General features: G+C 64.0%; 19 protein-coding genes. 10 read left to right on the forward strand and 9 right to left on the reverse strand.

The window, feature by feature from the left end:
* Positions 1–54: 54 nt before the first annotated feature.
* From QZ497_RS10225 to pcaR, 5 genes are all read right to left on the reverse strand, one after another.
* A complete protein-coding gene (locus QZ497_RS10225; protein WP_295473893.1) occupies positions 55–1,347 on the reverse strand; it encodes an MFS family transporter in 1,293 nt (430 codons plus the stop codon).
* A 231-nt stretch (positions 1,348–1,578) separates the two neighbouring features.
* Positions 1,579–2,781 carry a 3-oxoadipyl-CoA thiolase gene (gene pcaF, locus QZ497_RS10230; RefSeq protein ID WP_295474307.1) on the reverse strand — a complete coding sequence of 401 codons (1,203 nt, stop codon included), beginning with the start codon at positions 2,779–2,781 and terminating at the stop codon, positions 1,579–1,581.
* A complete protein-coding gene (locus QZ497_RS10235; RefSeq protein WP_295474309.1) occupies positions 2,778–3,560 on the reverse strand; it encodes a CoA-transferase subunit beta in 783 nt (260 codons plus the stop codon). Before QZ497_RS10235 ends, pcaF begins: the two co-directional genes overlap by 4 nt.
* Positions 3,557–4,414: a CoA transferase subunit A gene (locus QZ497_RS10240; protein ID WP_295473896.1), complete on the reverse strand. Its 858-nt coding sequence runs from the start codon at positions 4,412–4,414 to the stop codon at positions 3,557–3,559. Before QZ497_RS10240 ends, QZ497_RS10235 begins: the two co-directional genes overlap by 4 nt.
* A gap of 169 nt (positions 4,415–4,583) precedes the next feature.
* A complete protein-coding gene (pcaR, locus tag QZ497_RS10245) occupies positions 4,584–5,426 on the reverse strand; it encodes a pca regulon transcriptional regulator PcaR (RefSeq protein ID WP_295473899.1) in 843 nt (280 codons plus the stop codon).
* A 771-nt stretch (positions 5,427–6,197) separates the two neighbouring features.
* On the opposite strand from pcaR, the gene QZ497_RS10250 reads away from it, so the two are divergent.
* Together QZ497_RS10250 and QZ497_RS10255 are read left to right on the forward strand one after the other, a co-directional pair.
* Positions 6,198–6,428 (forward strand): hypothetical protein, encoded by a 231-nt coding sequence (locus tag QZ497_RS10250; RefSeq protein WP_295473901.1) that lies wholly within the window; start codon positions 6,198–6,200, stop codon positions 6,426–6,428.
* A 140-nt stretch (positions 6,429–6,568) separates the two neighbouring features.
* On the forward strand, positions 6,569–8,041 hold the full coding sequence (locus tag QZ497_RS10255; RefSeq protein ID WP_295473903.1) for an inorganic phosphate transporter: 1,473 nt from the start codon (positions 6,569–6,571) through the stop codon (positions 8,039–8,041).
* Between the two features lie 40 nt (positions 8,042–8,081).
* On the opposite strand, the gene QZ497_RS10260 is transcribed toward QZ497_RS10255, so the two are convergent.
* The gene (locus QZ497_RS10260; protein ID WP_295473905.1) at positions 8,082–9,569 is read right to left on the reverse strand and encodes a helicase HerA-like domain-containing protein; all 1,488 of its coding nucleotides are present in this window, start codon (positions 9,567–9,569) and stop codon (positions 8,082–8,084) included.
* A gap of 199 nt (positions 9,570–9,768) precedes the next feature.
* On the opposite strand from QZ497_RS10260, the gene QZ497_RS10265 reads away from it, so the two are divergent.
* The gene (locus QZ497_RS10265) at positions 9,769–10,866 is read left to right on the forward strand and encodes a glycosyltransferase family 1 protein (RefSeq protein ID WP_295474312.1); all 1,098 of its coding nucleotides are present in this window, start codon (positions 9,769–9,771) and stop codon (positions 10,864–10,866) included.
* Positions 10,859–11,665, forward strand: coding sequence for a polysaccharide deacetylase family protein (locus QZ497_RS10270; RefSeq protein ID WP_295473908.1), 807 nt, complete (start codon positions 10,859–10,861; stop codon positions 11,663–11,665). The genes QZ497_RS10265 and QZ497_RS10270 overlap by 8 nt, the downstream gene beginning before the upstream one ends.
* Here the strand turns inward: QZ497_RS10270 and QZ497_RS10275 are convergent.
* Complete coding sequence (locus QZ497_RS10275) at positions 11,611–11,799, reverse strand: hypothetical protein (protein WP_295473911.1); 189 nt, start codon at positions 11,797–11,799, stop codon at positions 11,611–11,613. The genes QZ497_RS10270 and QZ497_RS10275 overlap by 55 nt on opposite strands.
* Before the next feature lie 64 nt (positions 11,800–11,863).
* Positions 11,864–12,715, reverse strand: coding sequence for a formyltetrahydrofolate deformylase (gene purU / locus QZ497_RS10280; protein ID WP_295473914.1), 852 nt, complete (start codon positions 12,713–12,715; stop codon positions 11,864–11,866).
* Positions 12,716–13,232: 517 nt separating this feature from the next.
* Here purU and mvaT point away from each other — a divergent pair.
* A complete protein-coding gene (gene mvaT, locus QZ497_RS10285; protein ID WP_295473916.1) occupies positions 13,233–13,613 on the forward strand; it encodes a histone-like nucleoid-structuring protein MvaT in 381 nt (126 codons plus the stop codon).
* Between the two features lie 169 nt (positions 13,614–13,782).
* Here the strand turns inward: mvaT and sbcB are convergent, their stop codons facing one another.
* Entirely contained in the window at positions 13,783–15,213 is a 1,431-nt protein-coding gene (gene sbcB / locus QZ497_RS10290) for an exodeoxyribonuclease I (protein WP_295473920.1), read from the reverse strand.
* A gap of 280 nt (positions 15,214–15,493) precedes the next feature.
* On the opposite strand from sbcB, the gene QZ497_RS10295 reads away from it, so the two are divergent.
* Genes QZ497_RS10295 through QZ497_RS10315 form a run of 5 tightly spaced genes read left to right on the forward strand, consistent with a single transcriptional unit; the run spans position 15,494 to position 20,924 of the window.
* On the forward strand, positions 15,494–16,207 hold the full coding sequence (locus QZ497_RS10295) for an RDD family protein (RefSeq protein ID WP_295473923.1): 714 nt from the start codon (positions 15,494–15,496) through the stop codon (positions 16,205–16,207).
* Positions 16,204–17,184 carry a stage II sporulation protein M gene (locus QZ497_RS10300; RefSeq protein WP_295473926.1) on the forward strand — a complete coding sequence of 327 codons (981 nt, stop codon included), beginning with the start codon at positions 16,204–16,206 and terminating at the stop codon, positions 17,182–17,184. The genes QZ497_RS10295 and QZ497_RS10300 overlap by 4 nt, the downstream gene beginning before the upstream one ends.
* The gene (locus QZ497_RS10305) at positions 17,171–18,694 is read left to right on the forward strand and encodes a DUF4129 domain-containing protein (RefSeq protein WP_295473928.1); all 1,524 of its coding nucleotides are present in this window, start codon (positions 17,171–17,173) and stop codon (positions 18,692–18,694) included. Before QZ497_RS10300 ends, QZ497_RS10305 begins: the two co-directional genes overlap by 14 nt.
* Positions 18,691–19,890 carry a DUF4350 domain-containing protein gene (locus QZ497_RS10310; RefSeq protein ID WP_295473931.1) on the forward strand — a complete coding sequence of 400 codons (1,200 nt, stop codon included), beginning with the start codon at positions 18,691–18,693 and terminating at the stop codon, positions 19,888–19,890. Before QZ497_RS10305 ends, QZ497_RS10310 begins: the two co-directional genes overlap by 4 nt.
* The gene (locus QZ497_RS10315) at positions 19,887–20,924 is read left to right on the forward strand and encodes a MoxR family ATPase (protein ID WP_295473934.1); all 1,038 of its coding nucleotides are present in this window, start codon (positions 19,887–19,889) and stop codon (positions 20,922–20,924) included. Before QZ497_RS10310 ends, QZ497_RS10315 begins: the two co-directional genes overlap by 4 nt.
* The last annotated feature ends 2 nt before the right edge of the window (positions 20,925–20,926 follow it).

Below are 20,926 nucleotides of genomic sequence, written 5' to 3' on the forward strand. Positions count from 1 at the left end.
TTCGTGGCGGGTCTTTTTTTGCTCCATCGACAGGCTACACCCTGTAGGCGGTGATCAATGATCGTGATGCAGGTAAGCCGGCTGCTTCGGCAGACGCAGGCTGAACAGGAAGGCAATCACCATCATCACCGTGACGTACCAGTAGAAGTTGCTCTCCGCACCCATGCTCTTGAAGTTCAGCGCCACGTATTCGGCCGAACCGCCGAACAGTGCGTTGGCGATGGCGTACGACAGGCCCACACCCAGTGCACGCACCTGCGGCGGAAACATCTCGGCTTTCACCAGGCCACTGATCGAGGTGTAGAAACTCACGATCGCCAGTGCCAGGGTAATCAGCGCGAACGCCATGAACGGGCTCTGCACGCTTTTCAGTGCGGTGAGGATCGGCAAGGTGCACAGCGCCCCAAGAGCCCCGAACAGCAGCATCGAGCTGCGCCGGCCGATACGGTCGGCGAGCATGCCGAACAGCGGCTGCATGCACATGTACACGAACAGCGCACCGGTCATGATGTAGCTGGCGGTCTTCGGCTCCATGCCGCCGGTGTTGACCAGGTACTTCTGCATGTAGGTGGTGAAGGTATAGAAGATCAGCGAGCCGCCGGCGGTGTAGCCCAGCACGGTGATGAACGCGGCCTTGTGATGCTTGAACAGGGCACTGACGCTGCCGGCGTCCTTGTCCTTGCGGGTTTCGGCAGTGGTGGTCTCGTTCAGGCTGCGGCGCAGCAACAGGGCGATGACCGCTGCCAGGGCGCCGATCACGAAGGGAATGCGCCAGCCGTAGGCACGCAGTTCTTCGGTGCTGAGAAACTGCTGCAGGATGACCACGGTCAGCACCGCCAGCAGCTGGCCGCCGATCAGCGTCACATACTGGAACGAGGCGTAGAAGCCACGCTGGCCGCGCAACGCCACCTCGCTCATGTAGGTGGCGGTGGTGCCGTATTCACCACCGACCGACAGCCCCTGCAGCAGGCGCGCCAGCAACAGCAGCGCCGGCGCCCAGGCACCAATGGCGGCATAGGTCGGCAGGCAGGCGATGACCAGCGAGCCGGCGCACATCATGGTCACCGAGATCAGCATCGAGTTCTTGCGCCCGTGCTTGTCTGCCACGCGACCGAACAACCAGCCGCCGATGGGGCGCATCAGAAAGCCTGCGGCGAATACCCCGGCAGTGTTGAGCAACTGCACGGTGGGGTCATCGGAAGGAAAGAAGGCTGGGGCAAAGTAGATGGCGCAGAACGCGTAGATGTAGAAGTCGAACCATTCGACCAGGTTGCCGGACGAAGCGCCGACGATGGCGAAGATTCGCTTGCGACGTTCTTCACCTGAGTAGTGCATGGTGGTGGCCATTGTTGTTATACCCTCCGGGTTGGTTGTGGCGTTTCATCCCTGCGAGGACGAGCGGCCCCAAGAAACAATTGGTCACATCCTAACGGCTATTAGTTCAGAATGGCCAACTGGTCTGGCCAAAAAAGCGCAGGCCTGGGCCTGCCAAGAGGAGGAATCGCTAGGGTCAACCCGCCAGCGACGTGTCCGGCCTGTTCGTGGAAGCCAGTCAGTCGCTGGAGGGTTGATGGGGGATCAGCGTTCGATCGCCAGGGCCAGGCCCTGGCCGACGCCGACGCACATGGTCGCCAGGCCTTTACGGCCACCGGTCTTTTCCAGCTGATGCAGCGCAGTAAGCACCAGGCGCGCACCGCTCATGCCCAGCGGGTGACCCAGGGCGATGGCACCACCATTCGGGTTCACCTGCGGCGCATCGTCGGCCAGGCCCAGTTCGCGCAACACCGCCAGCCCCTGGCTGGCAAAGGCTTCGTTGAGTTCGATGACATCGAAATCGGTCACTGCCAGGCCCAGGCGCTCGACCAGCTTGCGTACCGCTGGCACCGGGCCGATGCCCATCACGCGGGGTTCGACGCCGGCACTGGCCATGCCCAGGATCCGCGCACGCGGGGTCAGGCCATGTTTCTTCACGGCATCGGCCGAAGCCAGGATCAACGCTGCTGCACCATCGTTGACCCCGGAGGCATTGCCCGCCGTCACGGTCTTGTCCGGACCGTTGACCGGCTTGAGCTTGGCCAGCGCTTCCAGTGTCGTTTCGGCGCGAGGGTGTTCGTCCTGGTCGACAATGGTCTCGCCCTTCTTGTGCGCGATGCGCACCGGCACGATTTCCTCGGCAAAAAAGCCCGCAGCCTGGGCAGCGGCGGTGCGCTGCTGGCTGCGCAGGGCGAAAGCGTCCTGATCGGCTCGAGAAACCTTGTAGTCATCCGCCACGTTGTCAGCAGTTTCCGGCATCGAATCGACGCCGTACTGGGCTTTCATCAGCGGGTTGATGAAGCGCCAGCCAATGGTGGTGTCTTCCAGCTTCATGCCACGGGAAAACGCCGCGTCGGCCTTGCCCATCACGAACGGCGCACGCGACATGGATTCCACGCCGCCGGCGATGGCCAATTCCATCTCGCCCGCAGCGATGGCGCGAAACGCCGTGCCGATGGCGTCCATGCCCGAGGCGCACAGGCGGTTCAGCGTCACGCCCGGAATGCTCGGCGGCAGGCCGGCCAGCAGCGCAGCCATGCGCGCCACGTTGCGGTTGTCTTCACCAGCCTGGTTGGCGCAACCGAAGAACACTTCGTCGACCTCTTGCCAGTTCACCGAAGGGTTGCGCTCGATCAGCGCCTTGATCGGCACCGCTGCCAGGTCGTCGGCACGCACGCCGGACAGCCCGCCGCCGAAGCGGCCAATGGGCGTACGGATGGCATCGCAGATGAATACGTCACGCATCAGGCTTCTCCTGCCACTTGGCCATGGGCGGCGGCGGTGCGGGCTTCCAGGTCGCGCAGGGCGGTCAGCTCGGCCTCGCTCGGTTCGGCGGAAACCGCGACGTTCTCGGCAAAGCGCACCGGCCAGCCAGTGGCGGCCACCACCTGCTCACGGGTGACGCCGGGGTGCAGGGTGGTGACGATGAATTCGTTGCTGCCCTCCTCCGGCTCCATCACGCACAGGTCGGTGATGATGCCCACCGGCCCGGCCCCAGGCAGGCCCAGGCGCTTGCGCGAGTCGCCGCCTTCGCCGTGGCCCACCGAGGTGATGAAGTCCAGACGGTCGACGAACGAACGCGGCGACTGCTTGAGGATGATCAGCACCGACTTGGCGGAGCCGGCGATCTCCGGCGCACCACCGGCACCCGGCAGGCGCACCTTGGGCTTGTGGTAGTCACCTACCACGGTGGTGTTGATATTGCCGAAGCGGTCGACCTGCGCGGCCCCCAGGAAGCCCAGGTCGACCCGGCCGCCCTGCAGCCAGTAACGGAAGATCTCGCTGGTCGACACCACGGTGTCGGCGGTCTCGGCCAGCTCGCCGTCGCCGATCGACAGCGGCAGGACGCTGGGCTTGGCACCGATGGGGCCGGACTCGTAGATCAGGACCACGTCCGGGCTGGAGGTCAGGCGCGCCAGGTTGGCGGCCTTGGACGGCAGGCCGATGCCCACGAAGCAGACGGTGCCGTTGTGCAGACGACGCGCAGCGGCGATGGTCATCATTTCACTGGTGGAATAGGTCATTATTTTGCCTCCGCAGCGCTGGCCAGCTTGTTGCGGAATTCATTGAAATCCGCGGTGCCATGGATGTACTCGTCGACCCAGGCCTTGAACGTTTCGCGATCACGGGCGATCGGGTCCCAGTCCTGGTAGAAGCGGTTGTCACGCTCGTAGTAACCGTGGGCGTAGGACGGATGGGCACCGCCAGGCACCACGCATACGGCACTCAGCGCCCAGGTCGGCAGCACGCAGGAGTTCATCGGCGCCTGCAGGTCGTCGACGATTTCTTCGACGGTCACGATGCAACGCTTGGCCGCCAGCGCCGCTTCCTTCTGCGAACCGAGAATGCCCCAGATCAGCACGTTGCCCTTGCGGTCGGCCTTCTGGGCATGGATCACGGTCACGTCGGGGCGTACCGAAGGCACGGCTGCCAACACTTCGCCGGTGAATGGACAGGTGACGGTCTTGATCAGCGGGTTGACCTTCGGCAGGTCGGAACCGGCGTAGGCGCGCAGCACCGCGAAGGGCAGCCCGGAAGCACCGGCCACGTAGGCGTTGGCCAGGTCGGCATGGCTGTGTTCTTCAAGCTCCAGGTCGCGCGGCCATTGTTTCTCCACGGCATCGCGCAGGCGGTGCAGCGAGCCGACACCGGGGTTGCCGCCCCAGGAGAAGACCAGGCGCTTGACGCAGCCGGCGCCGATCAACTGGTCATAGATCAGGTCTGGCGTCATGCGCACCAGGGTCAGGTCACGCTTGCCCTGGCGGATGATTTCGTGCCCAGCGGCAGAAGGAATCAGGTGAGTGAAACCTTCCAGTGCAACGGTGTCGCCATCGTTGACCAGTCGTTTCACCGCATCCTTTAAAGACATGATTTCAGCCATGAGGTGCTCCCGTACCCAAACATCACGTTCAATGATCGGCACGTCGAAGCGCGCCGCGATGAGCGTGAGGTTATGCGGGGGACCGCCTGGCAAACAATCCGATAATCGCTTATCCGTTCGGTAATCGAACGCAATCAGAAAGGCCCGCCAGAGGGCGGGCCTGGACGTTTCAGGTGAAGATCTGCGCGCTCAGTTCGCGACTGGCATCCAGCATGATCGGCAGGAAGCGCTGCTCCAGCTCGCTGCGCGCCACCCGTGCGGCACTGGTGCTGACGTTGAGCGCCGCAAGGACCTGGCCGGAAGCGTCGTAGACCGGCACGGCAATCGAGCGCAGGCCTTGCTCCAGCTCCTGGTCGACGATGCACCAGCCTTGCTGGCGCACCTGCTGCAGGCATTCGTAGAGCGCCTCGGTCGTGCGAATGGTACGGCTGGTCTTGGGTTGCAGGTCGACATGGTCGAGGTATTCGCGCAGCGAGACGTCATCCAGTGCCGCCAGCAGAATGCGCCCCATGGACGTGCAATAGGCCGGCAGGCGGCCGCCTACCGACAGGTCGACGGAAATCAGCCGCTGAGTGGTGGCCGAACGGGCGATGTAGAGAATGTCGTCGCCTTCCAGGGTGGCCATGTTGCAGGCCTCGTGCAGTTGGTCGCTCATGCGGTCCAGGTAGGGCTGCGAAGAAACCGCCAGGGGGGTGGACGACAGGTAGGCATGCCCCAGGGTCAAGACCTTGGGCAGCAGCGAATAGGTACGACCGTCCGTCGTCGCGTAGCCGAGCTTGATGAGGGTGTGCAGGCAACGACGCACCGCTGCGCGAGGAATCTCGGTGCGGTGGCTGATCTGCGCGATGGTCAGATGCCGCTTGCGCTCCTGGAAGGCATGGATCACCGCCAGCCCGCGGGCCAGGGACGTCATGAAATCGGGATCGCCCGTCAGGGCCTGGATGCGCTTGGCTGGCGAGGCGACGATGGGCGGCGCCAGGGAAACAAAAGAATTACGCAGTTCTTCATTCATGGCCACGATCTCGGCAACACCCTTCAGACCTTTCTAATCAACGGTTGCGCAGCTGCGCGGAATGATTCTCGACAGCCCGACCCGTGCGATTATCGAACAAGTGGCCGATAATCGCAATTGACCCCTGACAAATATGCTTATACCTTTATGCCTGCCATGAAGTGGCTTCTTGGAAATCCTGGTCAGGTACCCACTGAGAAGTCCAAGGCAACGGCCTTGTCCACGAAGCAAGGCCGTTTTTATTTCGGCCTCCTCTGACCGACTCGTTGAATGCTCACCTGGCGCATCTTCTTCATGGGCCTGCGCATGCCGATGAAACGCTGCAACTAACGACGCAGCACAAGTTCGATCATGCGGCGTACAGTACTAAGAGAAAACGCCACCTGCGAAGTGTTGACGATCCCAGGGTTCTTGGAGATAGTAGCTTTCACCCGGTTGGAAGTATTCCGTGTCGTGATGTGCCGTTCATGCCCTTACAGGTGCTGAGCGCCTGCTTCGACGAGCACCGCAACGCCCTGTTGCGTTGAACAGGACACGAGACCAGCCCGGCGCGTGCAGTTCATGCGCCTCTTTTTACTTGTCGCTACGACAGATGTTCGTTTCCGGTGCCCGTAGCCGCCAACCGCCTCGTGCGGCCCGCCGTTCGCAGTTCCCGGCCAGTCCCCAGGGTGCATTTGTCTCCCTGTCATGGACAGCCGCATTCGCGAGCGCCCGCCCCCTGCGCAGCCTGGCGTCAACACCGGAGTTCATTCGACTTGATCAGGTAACACCGTGACTAAAGATGAACTGCGCGCCGAACTCGAGCGCCAGGAACAGCGCTTCAAGGAAGTGTACGGCGGCGAAATCACCACGTATGCCGCGCAGCCCGAACCGGAGCGCAAGCCCTGGCGCAAGCGGGCGACCGTTCAGGACCAGGCGTTCAAGCAGGAACTGCAACGCATGGAAAAAGAGCTGAAGGAAGAACACGACGACGTTGCCGGCCCCACGCCGAACGTATTCTGAACATTCCTGCCAGCTCGCGGCGTCGGGATTTACCCCTGTCCATGACGCAGATCTGATCGATACCGGCCAGCGGTCGGTACGTCGAAGTGTATTTTTTCTGTCATAATCGCGCCCCCTTCAGAACGGGCCAGAAAACTTACATGATCGATTTATTCAGCGGACTTGATGCCTGGGTATTGGTGAGCCTGCTACTCGCCCTCGCATTCGTCCTGTCGTTCGAGTTCATCAACGGCTTCCATGACACGGCCAACGCGGTGGCCACGGTGATCTACACCAAGGCCATGCCGCCGCACCTGGCGGTGTTCGCCTCTGGCATCTTCAACTTCCTGGGGGTACTGCTCGGCGGTGTAGGTGTGGCCTACGCGATCGTGCACCTGCTGCCGGTAGAACTGCTGATCAACGTCAACACCGGCCATGGCCTGGCCATGGTGTTCTCGCTGCTCACCGCCGCCATCGCCTGGAACCTGGGCACCTGGTACTTCGGTATTCCGGCTTCCAGCTCCCACACCCTGATCGGTTCGATCCTCGGGGTAGGCCTGGCCAACGCGTTGATCAATGGCATTCCGGTGGGCGAAGGCGTCAACTGGCAGAAAGCCATAGACATCGGCGCCTCGCTGGTGTTCTCGCCCCTGGCAGGTTTCATCGCGGCCGGTCTGCTGCTGGTCGCGCTGAAATGGTGGCGCCCGCAGTCGAAGATGCACAAGACCCCCGAACAGCGCCGCAAGGTGGACGACAAGAAGCACCCACCGTTCTGGAATCGTCTGGTCCTGGTGATCTCCGCCATGGCGGTAAGCTTCGTGCACGGCTCCAACGACGGCCAGAAAGGCATCGGCCTGATCATGCTGGTGCTGATCGGTATCGTGCCGGCGCAGTTCGTTCTCGACCTGAGCAGCACCACCTACCAGATCGAGCGTACCCGTGACGCGACCCTGCACCTGAGCCAGTTCTACCAGCGCAACCACGACACCCTGGGCGAGTTCCTGGCCCTGGGCAAGGCCGACAAGAGCGACCTGCCGTCTCATGCCGCCTGCGACCCGAAACAGACCGAGCCGACCATCGACGCACTGCTAGGCAAGCTGCAGGGCGTGACCGACTATCGCGCGCTCAGTTCTGAAGACCGTGTCGAAGTACGCCGCTACCTGCTGTGCCTGGACGACAGCGCACGCAAGGTCAGCAAACTGCCAGACCTCGCCGCCCGTGAAAAATCCGACCTGGCCAAGCTGCGCAAGGACCTGACCGCCACCACCGAATACGCGCCTTTCTGGGTCATCATTGCGGTGGCCCTGGCGCTGGGCATCGGCACCATGGTTGGCTGGAAGCGCGTGGTGCTGACCATCGGCGAGAAGATCGGCCGCCAGGGCATGACCTATGCCCAGGGCATGTCGGCGCAGATCACCACCGCCACCGCCATCGGCCTGGCCAACGTGTTCAGCCTGCCGGTCTCGACCACCCATATCCTGTCGTCCGGCGTGGCCGGCACCATGGTCGCCAACCGCAGCGGCCTGCAGGCCGGGACCATCCGCACCATCCTGCTGGCCTGGGTGCTGACCCTGCCCGCCACTGTCGCGCTCTCCGCCTGCCTGTTCTGGCTGGCCTCCATGGCGCTGTCCTGATGCGATCGCCCCCAGGCGCAGGCCTGGGGGCATTGCCGCTTCAACGACGCTTCCTGCCGCCCAGCAACGACCCCATCAGTCCACGCACCAACTCCCTCCCCAATTGATTGGCGGCCTGCCGCATGGCGTTCTTCATCGCCTGCCCGGCCAGCCCGCCCAGCAGATCAGCGGCCTTGTCACTGAATCGCCCCTGCCGCTCAACCTTCTCGGCCGGCGCCCGTTCGACCTCGGGCGCAGCGACGGCACGCGCAACCAGGCGTTCATAGGCCGATTCACGGTCGATGGCCTGATCGTAACGCCCTGCCAAGGGTGAGCCGGCGATACACATTCGGCGCTCGGCGTCGCTCAAAGGACCGATGCGCGACTGCGGCGGTGCGATCATGACGCGCTGCACCTGCGCCGGCGTGCCCTTGTCCTGCAAGGTGCCCACCAGCGCTTCGCCAATGCCCAGCTCAGTCAACACCGTACGGGTATCGAACGCCGGGTTGGGCCGAAAGCCTTCGGCTACCGCACGCAAGGCCTTCTGTTCTCGCGCGGTGAAGGCCCGCAGGCCATGCTGGATACGCAGCCCCAGCTGGGCCAGCACCGCATCGGGAAGGTCGCCGGGCGACTGGGTCACGAAGTACACCCCTACCCCCTTGGAACGGATCAGCCGCACCACCTGCTCCAGGCGCTCCTGCAAGGCTTTCGGCGTGCCACTGAACAACAGGTGCGCCTCGTCGAAGAACAGCGCCAACAGCGGCTGCTCGGCATCGCCGCGCTCGGGCAACTGTTCGAACAGCTCGGCCAGCAACCAGAGCAGAAAGGTGGCATAGACCTTGGGGGCTTCATGCACCAGGCGCCGCGCATCGAGCAAATGAATGCGCCCGCGGCCGTCAGCGTCGGCTTGCAACAGGTCCTGCAATTGCAGCGCGGGCTCACCGAACAGGGCTTCGGCGCCTTGTTGCTCAAGACCGGCAAGGCGTCGTAACAGGGCCTGTACGGAAGCGGCGGTCATCAACGCCGCATCCTCTCCGAGCAGCTCCGGATACTCGCGCAGGTGGCCGAGCAAAGCCTTGAGATCCTTCAGGTCCAGCAACAACAGCCCTTCACGATCAGCCACCTTGAAGGCGGCATACAACGTTGACTGCTGGCTGTCGCTCAGTTCCAGCAGGTTGCCCAGCAGCAGCGGCCCCACTTCGCTCAGGGTGGTGCGCAGCGGATGACCGGTGCGTGCGTCGATGTCCCAGAGCAGCACCGGATAGGCCCGTGGTCGATGACCCAGCCACGGCATGCTGGCAATGCGCTCGGCGACCTTGCCCTGTGGCTGGCCGGCCGCGCCCAGGCCGCAGAGGTCGCCCTTTATATCAGCGGCGAAGACCGCGACGCCCGCGTCGCTGAAGGCCTCGGCCAGATGCTGCAGGGTGACGGTCTTGCCGGTCCCGGTGGCGCCGGCGATGAGGCCATGGCGGTTGGCCAGTCCAATGGCCTGGCCGACCGGCTGGCCGCCCGGATCCGCGCCCAGGATGATCTGATTGACATGCTGCATGCGTTCAACCTCCCATACCCCACGGGGAATATCGGCAGCCGTTAAGCGGCGCATCACGATGGCAATGCCCTTAAGCATAGTGGGCAGGGCGGCGGGCACCACCCGACGGGCCGTCAGCGGGCAGCCAGAACAACTATTCTTGTCGAAGGTCAGCAAGAGAGGCCCACCCTCAGGAGCGCCGATTGTGCATATCGCCGACATGACCATGTTCTACGCCCCGGCCAGTGGCGGCGTGCGTACCTACCTGGATGCCAAGCATCGGCGTCTGCAGGGTCACCCCGGCGTGCGGCACAGCCTGCTGATTCCCGGCCCGCGCTCCAGCCACAACGATGGCGTGCATGAGGTGCCGGCACCGCCCCTGCCGTTCGGCAACGGCTATCGCTTTCCGCTGCGCGTCAGCCCCTGGCGCGAAACGCTCAAGCGCCTTGGCCCCGACCTCATCGAAGTCGGCGACCCTTACCTCACCGCCTGGGCAGCCCTGGATGCGCGTCGGCAACTGGATGTACCGGTGATCGGTTTCTATCACTCCGACCTGCCGCTGCTGATCGCCAACCGCATGGGGCAATGGATGGGGATCAGCGCGCAGGCCTACATAAGCCGCCTGTATGGCAACTTCGACCGCATCCTGGCGCCCAGCCAGGCGATGGCCGGCAAGCTAATCGCTATGGGTCTGGCGCAGGTCCACGTACAACCCCTGGGGGTCGACCTGCAAGCCTTTCATCCAGGAAACCGCGACCCGTCGCTGCGACAACGCCTTGGCCTGGCGGCGGACTGCCATCTGCTGATATTTGCCGGGCGCGGCTCACGGGAGAAGAACCTGGGCACCCTGCTGCACTGCATGAAACGGCTGGGGCCGCGTTACCACCTTCTGCTGGTCGGCTCGCATATGCCCCTCCAGGTGCCGGACAACGTCACGGTGATCAACCGCTTCTGCGCCGCGAGCGAAGTCGCCGGGCTGTTGGCCAGTGCCGATGCCCTGGTACATGCTGGCGACCAGGAAACCTTCGGCCTGGTGGTCCTTGAAGCCATGGCCAGCGGTATTCCGGTGGTGGCGGTGAATGCCGGAGCCTTTGCCGAGATCGTCACCAGCGGTTGCGGCCTGCTGTGCGAACCCCGCCAGCCCAGGGCGATGGCCGCCGCCGTGCGTGAACTGTTCAGCCACGACGCGCAGGCCATGGGGCGCTACGCCCGACAACGGGTAGAGAGCCACTACAACTGGGACCGCGTGGTCAGTGGCCTGCTCGAACACTACCGTGCGGTACTCGGCAGCCACCGGCCGGTACGTGCCAATGGCTGAACGGCCACCGGCGCGTGCACCGGCAGTCTTGCTGGTGCTGCATGACGTCGCGCCCTGTAGCTGGCAGGCCTACCTGCCGCTGCTGCAAGCGCTCGACGAGCGCGGCTCCATCCCGCTGACCTGGCTGGTGGTGCCGGATTTTCACAGGCAGTGCCCGCTCGACAGCGATCCGGCCCTGCTGCGCCTGCTCGACCGGCGCCTCGCCTTGGGCGACGAACTGGTGCTGCATGGCCGGTACCATTGTGATGATGGCCCGGCACCGCGCACGCCGGTGGATTACCTGCGCCGGCGAATCTACACCCACGAAGGTGAATTCCAGCCCCTCAGCCAGGCGCAGGCCCTGACGCATCTGGACGCCGGTATCGAGCTGTTCCGCCAGCACGCCTGGCCCTTGTTCGGTTTCGTGGCACCCGGCTGGCTGATGGGCGTCGGCACCCGGCAAGCCTTGCGGCAGCGGCCCTTGCAGTACACCAGCGACCGTCGGCACTTCTACCGCTTGCCGACGTTCACGCCCGAGCCGGCGCCAAGCCTGGTGTGGAGCGCTCGCAGCGCATGGCGGCGCGGTGCATCGCGGGTATGGTGTGAGTGGCAGCAGCGGCAGTGGCGCCAGGCCCCGGTGATTCGCCTGGGTCTGCATCCGGTGGACATGCAGCATGCCTCGGCCAGGCAATACTGGCTGAAGGTGCTCGACCAATTGCTGGCCGAGGGGCGACAAGCGTTGACCAAGCGCGACTGGCTGTTCGCTCAGGCCGACTCGTCTTGCTCGGTGCTGTCTTCGCTGCCGCTAGCCTGCAACTGACGCCAGAGTTCGGCGGCACCGCTGAATTCGGTACCGTCCTGCGCCGACAGGGCCTCGGGATCGTAGCGACTCAGGCAGCCCTCGCCGATCACCGGTGGAGGGCTGGCGGTGGCCTTGTCCAGTGGATCACTCATCATCTGCCCTGCCCTGGAGAAAGGAAGGCCGACCTCGCAACACCGAGCCGGCCTGGAACGGCGATCAGTCGAAGATTACCGTCTTGTTGTCATGGACCATCACCCGGTCTTCCAGGTGGGCACGCAGGCCGCGGGCCAGAACCAGTTTTTCCACGTCACGACCCAGGCGCACCAGCGTCTCGATGTTTTCCCGGTGGCTGATGCGCACCACGTCCTGTTCGATGATAGGCCCTGCATCGAGTTCTTCGGTGACATAGTGACAGGTGGCGCCGATCAGCTTCACGCCGCGCATGGCCGCCTGGTGGTAAGGCTTGGCGCCCACGAACGACGGCAGGAAGCTGTGGTGAATGTTGATGACCTTGTTGGCGTACTCTTGGCACAACTGCGGCGGCAGGATCTGCATGTAGCGCGCCAGCACCACCACATCGGCCTGATGCTCACCGACCAGACGCGACACTTCGGCGAAGGCCGGCGCCTTGTCAGCCGGGTCGACCGGTACGTGGAAGTACGGAATGCCATGCCATTCGACCATGCTGCGCAGGTCCTGGTGGTTGGAAATCACACAGGCGATCTCGCAATCCAGCTCTTCACTGTGCCAGCGGTGCAGCAGGTCGGCCAGGCAGTGCGATTCCCGGCTGGCCATCAGCACGACCCGTTTCTTCTGGGCCGAGTCGGTGATATGCCAGTCCATGGAGAATTCTTCGGCAATCGGAGCGAAAGCCTCGCGCAAACCTTGAAGATCCAGCGGCAGGCTGTCAGCCCGAATCTCATGACGCATGAAGAACCAGCCACTGAGATTGTCGGAATGGTGGCTCGATTCTGTAATCCAGCCATTGTAGGACGCCAGAAAGTTACTGACCTTGGCAACGATGCCAACCCGGTCCGGGCAGGCACTCACCAGGCGAAAGGTGCGCATGAACGAAACTCCAGACTACAAAAAAGGCCGCCATTCTAGCGGCTGCGCGGCAAATCTGCATGTTCGCCGTGGCCTCGACCGATGACTTGAACGGGCCGAAAAACGGCATGATCGATTTCATCTTGCCAGCACCCGACAGATGGCCGCTTATTTTTCATTAAAGACGGACGTTTATTACGGACTTTTCATGCACTGAAAAGGGGACATTTCTACTACCTGAAACCGCATAAAAAGGCTAGAAGCAAAAAACCACGCACCCTTTTAAGACGCCCACTCCCAGTTGAACTGCGGCCTGCCGGGGTGCTGAAGCAGTGAAAACAGGTCAGCATTGCAACAACATCTTTAGCGACAGCCGCACGCACGCTCTAGTTCCAGAACTGTGTAGGAAAGCTGCATCTTTCCTGAACAACTCATACGCGATGCTTATTTAATGTTTACTTGCTCAATGGCTCTGACTATTATTGCCTCACTGTCCCCTGAACCCTTTCACAACTCTTTCACAACATAGGTACTGCCCATGTCTCTGATCAACGAATACCGCGCCACTGAAGAAGCCATCAAAGAGCTGCAGGCTCGTCTGAAGAACCTGTCCCAAGATGACAAACTGCAGGCCGAGCTGGAATTCGAAGGCAAGCTGCGGACGCTGATGGGTGAGTACCAGAAGTCCCTGCGCGACATCATTTCCCTGCTGGACCCAGACGCCAAAGTTAACAAAGCGCCACGCAGCGCCGCCGTTAAAACCACGGGCACCAAGCGCGCCCGCAAGGTCAAGCAATACAAGAACCCGCACAACGGCGAAGTCATCGAAACCAAAGGTGGCAACCACAAGACCCTGAAAGAGTGGAAAGCCAAGTGGGGCAGCGACGAAGTTGAAAGCTGGGCCACGCTGCTGGGCTGATTACCCGATTTGATGCATCAAACGCCAGCTGTTGCTGGCGTTTTTCATTTCCGCAGGGCAACGTCTGACCGGCCAAGCGGCAGTCGCGTACGTAATCGCACGTCTGCGCCCGCCCTGGCATGTTTACTCGTGCGCCACGCTTGCCGCCCCGGAACAACTCATCACGGGTCTAGATACCCAGTCGGGTGCGCAGTCCCTGCACATAATCTTGCCACTCGCTCAATATCTTCAATTGCTCGGTTTTCGAGTTCAGCGACAATTCGACCAGCGCCTGGGTAAAACTTTGCAACGTGTTCGGCGCCCCGTATTCCGCGCGGGTCAGGCGCAAGCGACAGAAATTCAGCCAGCGTTGTTGTTCTTCCCCGCTCAAGGTCTCGGAAAAGTTACGTGCGCGGTAGCGAAACAAGAGTTCCGGCAGCCGTGCGTCATCAAAAGGCCATATGGGTTGTGCCAGTTGCGAAGGCTCGGCGCCACGCACTTGTTCGCACAAACGTCGATCCCGCTCCCCGATAAAACCGTCGTACAACTGCTGCTCGGGGTCCTGCGACGCCTCGAAATCTTCTTGTTCATATAGCGCCTGCAAGCGCGCCTGCCAAAGTTCGGGATTCTGCGTCAGGGCAGCGGCACGCTCGCGCATTATCGACATGTCCAGTTGCAGACGTTCACGGTCCTCTTCACGCAGAACATTGAGCGGCGCAATGACCGGGCAACGATTTATATGCAGCAGTTTCAACGGCACCGGCGACTCGCCGTCGGCCAATTCTTCACGACGCTTGTAAAGCCGCTGGCGCAACGACTCTGCGTCGAGTTCCAGCAAGGGCGAATGATCCAGGTGCAGGTCGCAGACGATCAGCGCATTACGGTTGCGCGGATGCCAGGCCAGCGGCAGGACCACCCCCAGATAATGCCGGGCGGCAGAGAAGCGCCCGGAGATATGCACCAGCGGCTGCAAGAGGCGGATCTGCTCCTGAACCTTCTGCTTGCTGCGCAGGGCGAACAGATAATCGTAGAGCTTCGGTTGCCGTTCGCGGATCAGTTTCGCCAGGGCGATGGTGGCGCGTACGTCGGACAGCGCATCGTGAGCCTGCCCGTGCTCGATGCCATTGGCCTGGGTCAGGCGTTCGAGCTTGAGGGTGACTCGCCCGTCCTCCTCCGGCCAGACCACCCCTTCGGGGCGCAAGGCATAGGCGGCACGCACCACGTCGATGAGATCCCAGCGGCTGTTACCACCCTGCCACTCGCGGGCATAGGGGTCGAAGAAGTTGCGATACAGGCTGTAGCGGGTCATCTCGTCGTCGAACCGCAAGGTGTTGTAACCCGCGCCGCAGGTACCTGGTGCGGCCAGCTCGGCATGCACGCGGGCCATGAAGTCGGCCTCGCACAGGCCCTTCTCGGCCAGGCGCTGGGGCGTGATGCCGGTCACCAGGCACGCCGCCGGATGCGGCAGGATGTCATCGGCAGGCTGACAGTACAGATTGACCGGCGCCGCGATTTCATTGAGGTCGCCGTCGGTACGGATGCCGGCCATCTGCAAGGGGCGATCACTGCGTGGATTGATGCCGGTGGTTTCGTAGTCGTACCAGAAGATGCTGGGCTTCACGAGGGGGATCCTGAACTGAATACCGACGCAGTTTAGAGCCAGCGCCGCGCAAATGGCCAATCTGCACCCGTCCTGCTGGCCACAGCGACTTATCCTGCACATACAGTCCAGGCGTCCGATTGTCCAAAGCAAAGGTTCGGGTTACCGTCGCCGCTCATGCCCGCCCGCAAACGCCTCCCCTGCCGGAACTGGCGTAGGCCTGGCGTTGTCAGGCAAGATGCCGCCATTGCGGTCGCAAACGACGGTCCTTCCCACCCACCGCCCCAGGCCCAAGACCCCAATGCTTCCAGCTTCGCCAAGGCAGGCACCACCACTGGACACCCGGCTCGGCATCGAGACCCCGGAAGGCATAGAGCTGCTCCTGCGCCCGGCCGGGCTGGTGCCGCGTGCACTGGCCTTCGCCATCGACCTGGGCCTGCGCGGGGTGCTGCTCGCGGCGGGCTACCTGCTGCTCAGCGGCCTCGGACACCTCGGCACGGGCCTGGCAGCCATCGGCTTCTTCCTGGTCAACTGGTGGTACGCCGTGCTGTTCGAGGTACTCAACCAGGGCCGCACGCCCGGCAAGCAACTGCTCGGCCTGCGCGTCGTACAGGACGACGGCACCCCGATCGGCTGGGCCGGTTCGCTGATCCGCAACCTGCTGCGCCTGGTCGACATGCTGCCGTTCGGCTACGCCGCCGGTGCCATCGCCTGCCTCAATCATCCGCAGTTCAAGCGCCTGGGCGACCTGGCGGCCGGCACCCTGGTGGTCTATCGCGAACAGCCCGCCCAGCGCCCCGAACTGCCGGCAGCCAGCGCCGAGCCTGCGCCGTTCGCGCTACACATGGCCGAACAGCTGGCCATCCTGGAACTGGCCGAGCGCCAGGCCGAACTCTCAGCACAACGCGCCCGGGAACTGGCCGCCCTGCTCGCCGAGCCCTTGCGTGTCGCCCCCGAACAGGCGCTGGCCCGGGTCAATGGCATCGCTCACCATCTACGGGGCGACGCGCCATGAAACAGAACCTGTTCGAAGCCCGTCACCAGGCGCAATGGCAGGGTTTCGCCGAACATTTGCAAGCGCTGGAGAAAGGCACGCGCGACGCGGCGGCCGGTGAAGGCTTCGGCCACGAGTACCGGCGTATCTGCCAGCACCTGGCGTTGGCGCGGGAACGCGGCTACAGCCGGCATCTGGTGGAATCGCTCCAGCAACTGGCCATGCGTGGCCACCAGCAGTTCTATCGACACCACAACCAGTCGGCGAGCGGGCTGCTGGGCTTCGTGGTGGCCGGTTTTCCACGCCGGGTAAGGAGCGAATGGCGGTTCGTGGCACTGGCCGGGCTGCTGTTCATCGCTGGCCTGCTGGGCATGGGCCTGTTGGTGTACTGCGTTCCCGAGCTGGTCTACAGCGTCATGAGCGTCGAGCAGGTGACCGACATGCAGGCCATGTACAAGCCCGACGTCAGCCGCCTCGGGCGGTTGGCCGAGCGGGCGTCCAGCGAAGACTGGATGATGTTCGGCTACTACATCATGAACAACATCGGCATCGCCTTCCAGACCTTCGCCAGCGGCCTGTTGCTGGGCCTGGGCAGCCTGTTCTTCCTGCTCTACAACGGCCTGTTGATCGGCGCCGTCGCCGCCCACCTGACCGACATCGGCTCGGGCCAGACCTTCTGGCCCTTCGTCATCGGCCATGGTGCCTTCGAGCTGACCGCCATCGTCCTGGCCGGGGCTGCCGGGCTGAAACTGGGCTGGGCACTGCTGGCGCCCGGCCGCCTGTCACGCGGCGCGGCATTGCGTGTGGCCGCCGGGCACAGCGTGCAACTGATGGGCGGTGTCATTCTCATGTTGCTGGTCGCGGCCTTCATCGAGGCCTACTGGTCTTCGATGACCTGGCCGGCACCGTGGATCAAATACCTGGCCGGTGGCCTGTCCTGGACCCTGGTAGCCGCCTGGCTGCTGCTCTCTGGCAGAGACCGTCATGCAACTCAATGACGCCGGTATCGAGATCCGCCCGCGCCCGGCCTGGGAAGCCCTCGACCTCGGCGTACTGCTGGCGCGCGAACACCGCCGCCTGCTGATGCTCTCCTGGGCTCTTGTCACCCTGCCGCTGCTGGCCCTGATGACCGCATTGCTATGGGATTACCCCGGTGCGGTGATGCTGCTGTTCTGGTGGCTGAAACCGCTGTACGAGCGCCTGCCGCTGCTGATCCTGTCACGCGCCCTGTTCGGTGCCACCCCGACGCTGAAGCAGGCCCTGCGCGCCTGGCCCGGAACGCTCAGGCAGCAATGGCTACCCAGCCTGTTCTGGCGTCGCCTGAGCCTGATACGCAGCTTCACCCTGCCGGTGCAGCAGCTCGAAGGTCTGGCTGGCGAGGCCCGGGCCCGGCGCCTGAGCGTTTTGTGCCAGGCCGACCTGAACGCCGCACGCTGCCTGACGCTGGTCGGCGCGCACCTGGAAACGGTCCTGTACACCGGGGCGCTCCTGCTGGTCTGGTCCTTCATTCCAAGGCAACTGGACCTGGACTGGAAATGGCTGCTGTGGATGGGTAGCGACGAGCAATGGCTGTGGGCCGATCATCTGATGAACCTGCTCTACGCCCTAGTACTGATCGTCTGGGAGCCCATCTACGTTGCCTGCGGCTTCACGCTGTACCTCAACCGCCGTACCTGCCTCGAAGCCTGGGACATCGAACTGGTGTTCCGCCGTCTGCGCCAGCGGCTGGCCAGTACCGCCAGTCTGCTGCTGCTCGGCGGCGCACTGCTGCTGGCGCAGTGGCCGGGCAATGCCTGGGCCACCACCGAACTGCCCGTACAAAGCCCGCGCCTGACCCATCAACCGCTGAACAGCGAACAGTCACGCCAGGCCATCGGCGAATTGCTGGACAAACCACCGTTCAAGAACCCGGAAACCATCACTGGCTGGCGCTTTCCGGAAACCGGGCAGCCCCCGCCCAGCGAGCCATCCGCTCGATCATTCGGCTGGTGGCGACAGCTGGCGGAGGCCGCCGGCCTCTTCGCCCGCCTGCTGGAAATCCTGCTGTGGGTGCTGGCCATTGGCCTGATGGTGCTCCTGGCCTGGCGCTACCGGCACTGGCTGCGCCTGTTCGCTCGCCCTGTCGAACGACAAGCTCCCGCAGCGACAGCGCCACCCCAGCAGCTGTTCGGCCTGCAGATCAGTGCCGCCAGCCTGCCGGCGGATATCCTCGGCAGCGTCCAGACGCTGTGGCCCCATGCCCCCCGCGAAGCCCTGAGCCTGCTCTACCGGGCCATGCTCAGCCGCCTGATCAGCGACTATCGCCTGCCGCTGCGCGAAGCCGACACCGAAGGCCTGGTGCTCGAACGCATCGCCGCGCACAACGATCCCGCCCTCGATGAATTCAGCCGCAACCTCACCCGGCACTGGCAGAACCTCGCCTACGGCCATCGCCTGCCCAGCGATGAAACGCTGCAGCACCTGTGCGCAGGCTGGCGCCGTCTGTTCGAACCCGGAGCGCCGGCATGAACGCGCGCCGGGGCCTGGCGGCGCTGCTGGTCGCGCTGGTGCTGCTGGGCACGGCGCTGCTCGCCTGGCAGCTGGAGCCCTACGAAGAGACCGTCGACCGAGGTCCATCGCCTGAAGCCCGCGCCAACCCCTACCTGGCGGCGCAACGCTTCCTTGAACAGCGGCACATCAACGTGCGCGCGGCAGACTCCTGGACCGAGCTGCCCGTAGCGGCCGATACGCGCCAGACCCTGCTGCTGTTCGACGAGCGCTCAGGCATGACACCTCAGCAGGCCGATGCCTTGCTGGCCTGGGCCGAGCACGGTGGCCACCTGGTGTTCGTCGCCGAGCAACTGTGGAACGAACACCTGGGACGCAGCGGCGACCTGCTGCTGGATCGCCTGCACATTCACCAGTACCGCACGGCCGACCTGCCGCCGGCGAACACCCAAGCGCCGAATAGCCCGTTGCCAGTGCCGATGGCCAGGCCGAGCCCGAAGCGCGAGCGTGGCCCACAGCTGACGCGCTTGTACCTGGAGAACGAAGACTCGCCGGCCTACATGAGCTTCGATCCGGCCTACCACCTCGAAGACCCCGAGGATCACGCCCAGTACTGGGCCAACAGCGCCAACGCCACGCACATGCTGCAACTGCAGCACGGCCAGGGCCTGGTCACCATCGTCACCGACGCCGAACTGTGGAAGAACAACGCCATCGACCGCTACGACAACGCCTGGCTGCTCTGGTATCTGACCCAGGACAGCACGGTGACCCTGGTCGCCCGCGCCCGCCACGACAACCTGCTGACCCTCCTGGTCAGGTACTTCCCGCTGGCTCTGACCACTCTGGCGGTGCTGCTGGTGCTGGCGCTGTGGCGTGCAGCCATGCGTGAGGGCCCATTGCAGACGCTGCCTGCAAGCGGGCGCCGGCAACTGACCGAGCATTTGCGCGCGGCCGCCGATTTCCTGCTGCGCCAGAATGGCCAGCAGGTGCTGCTCAGGCACTTGCAGCGCGACGTGCTGCGCAGAGCCCGCCAGCGCCACCCCGGTTTCGAGGCCCTGGGGGTCACCGAGCAGTGGCAGATCCTCGCCAGGCTGACCCGCCAGCCGACCCGCACCATCAGCCTGGCCTTGCGGCCACCTTCGCCCCAGCGCTTGTCCAAGGCCGAATTCACCCGTCAGGTGGCCCACCTGCAAACCATCAGGAATGCCCTATGAGCGAGCAAGACAGCGAACCGCTGAACCCCACAGGAGAACTTGAGCCAGCGCAGGCAGAGCCCGACCGTACTCAGCGTCAGCGCCAGCGGGCCAGTGCCCTCGCTCAGAGCCTGCGTCAGGAACTGCAAAAGGCTCTGATCGGCCAGAACGCCGTGATCGACGATGTGCTCACCGCGTTGCTGGCCGGCGGCCACGTGCTGATCGAAGGCGTTCCGGGTCTGGGCAAGACCCTGCTGGTACGCGCCTTGGCGCGCTGCTTCGGCGGCGACTTCGCGCGTATCCAGTTCACCCCCGACCTGATGCCCAGCGACGTGACCGGGCATGCCGTTTACGACCCGCAGAACGAACAGTTCAAGCTGCGCAAGGGGCCGATCTTCACCCACCTGCTGCTCGCCGACGAGATCAACCGGGCCCCGGCCAAGACCCAGGCGGCGCTGCTCGAAGCCATGCAGGAGCGCCAGGTGACCCTTGAGGGGCGGGCATTGCCCATCGCCCAGCCGTTCATGGTCCTGGCCACCCAGAACCCCATCGAGCAGGAAGGCACCTACCCCCTGCCGGAGGCCGAACTCGACCGCTTCATGCTCAAGCTGCATATCGACTACCCGCAGCCCCAGGAAGAACTGGAGATGGTGCGTCAGGTCAGCCGCTCCACCCGCGCCGACATGCTCGACGTGCAGCCCCTGCGCGTGATCATGCAGCCCCGTGAGGTCCAGGCGCTGCAACGCATCGCCAGCGAACTGCCCATCGACGAGCAGGTGCTTGAATACGCCGTCAGGCTCGCCCGGGCGACGCGCAACTGGCCAGGACTGACCCTGGGCGCCGGGCCACGGGCCTCGATCGCCCTGGTGCGCGGCGGACGAGCCCGGGCCTTGCTGCGCGGTGGCGAATTCGTCCTGCCCGATGACATCCGCCACTGTGCCCTGGCCGTCCTGCGCCACCGCGTACGCCTGGCCCCGGAGCTGGACATGGAAGGTCTGTCGGTTGACCAGGTCCTGCGCCAGCTGTTCGACCAGGTTCCGGCACCGCGCCTATGAAA

This window comes from uncultured Pseudomonas sp., from assembly GCF_913777995.1.
Taxonomy (GTDB): domain Bacteria; phylum Pseudomonadota; class Gammaproteobacteria; order Pseudomonadales; family Pseudomonadaceae; genus Aquipseudomonas.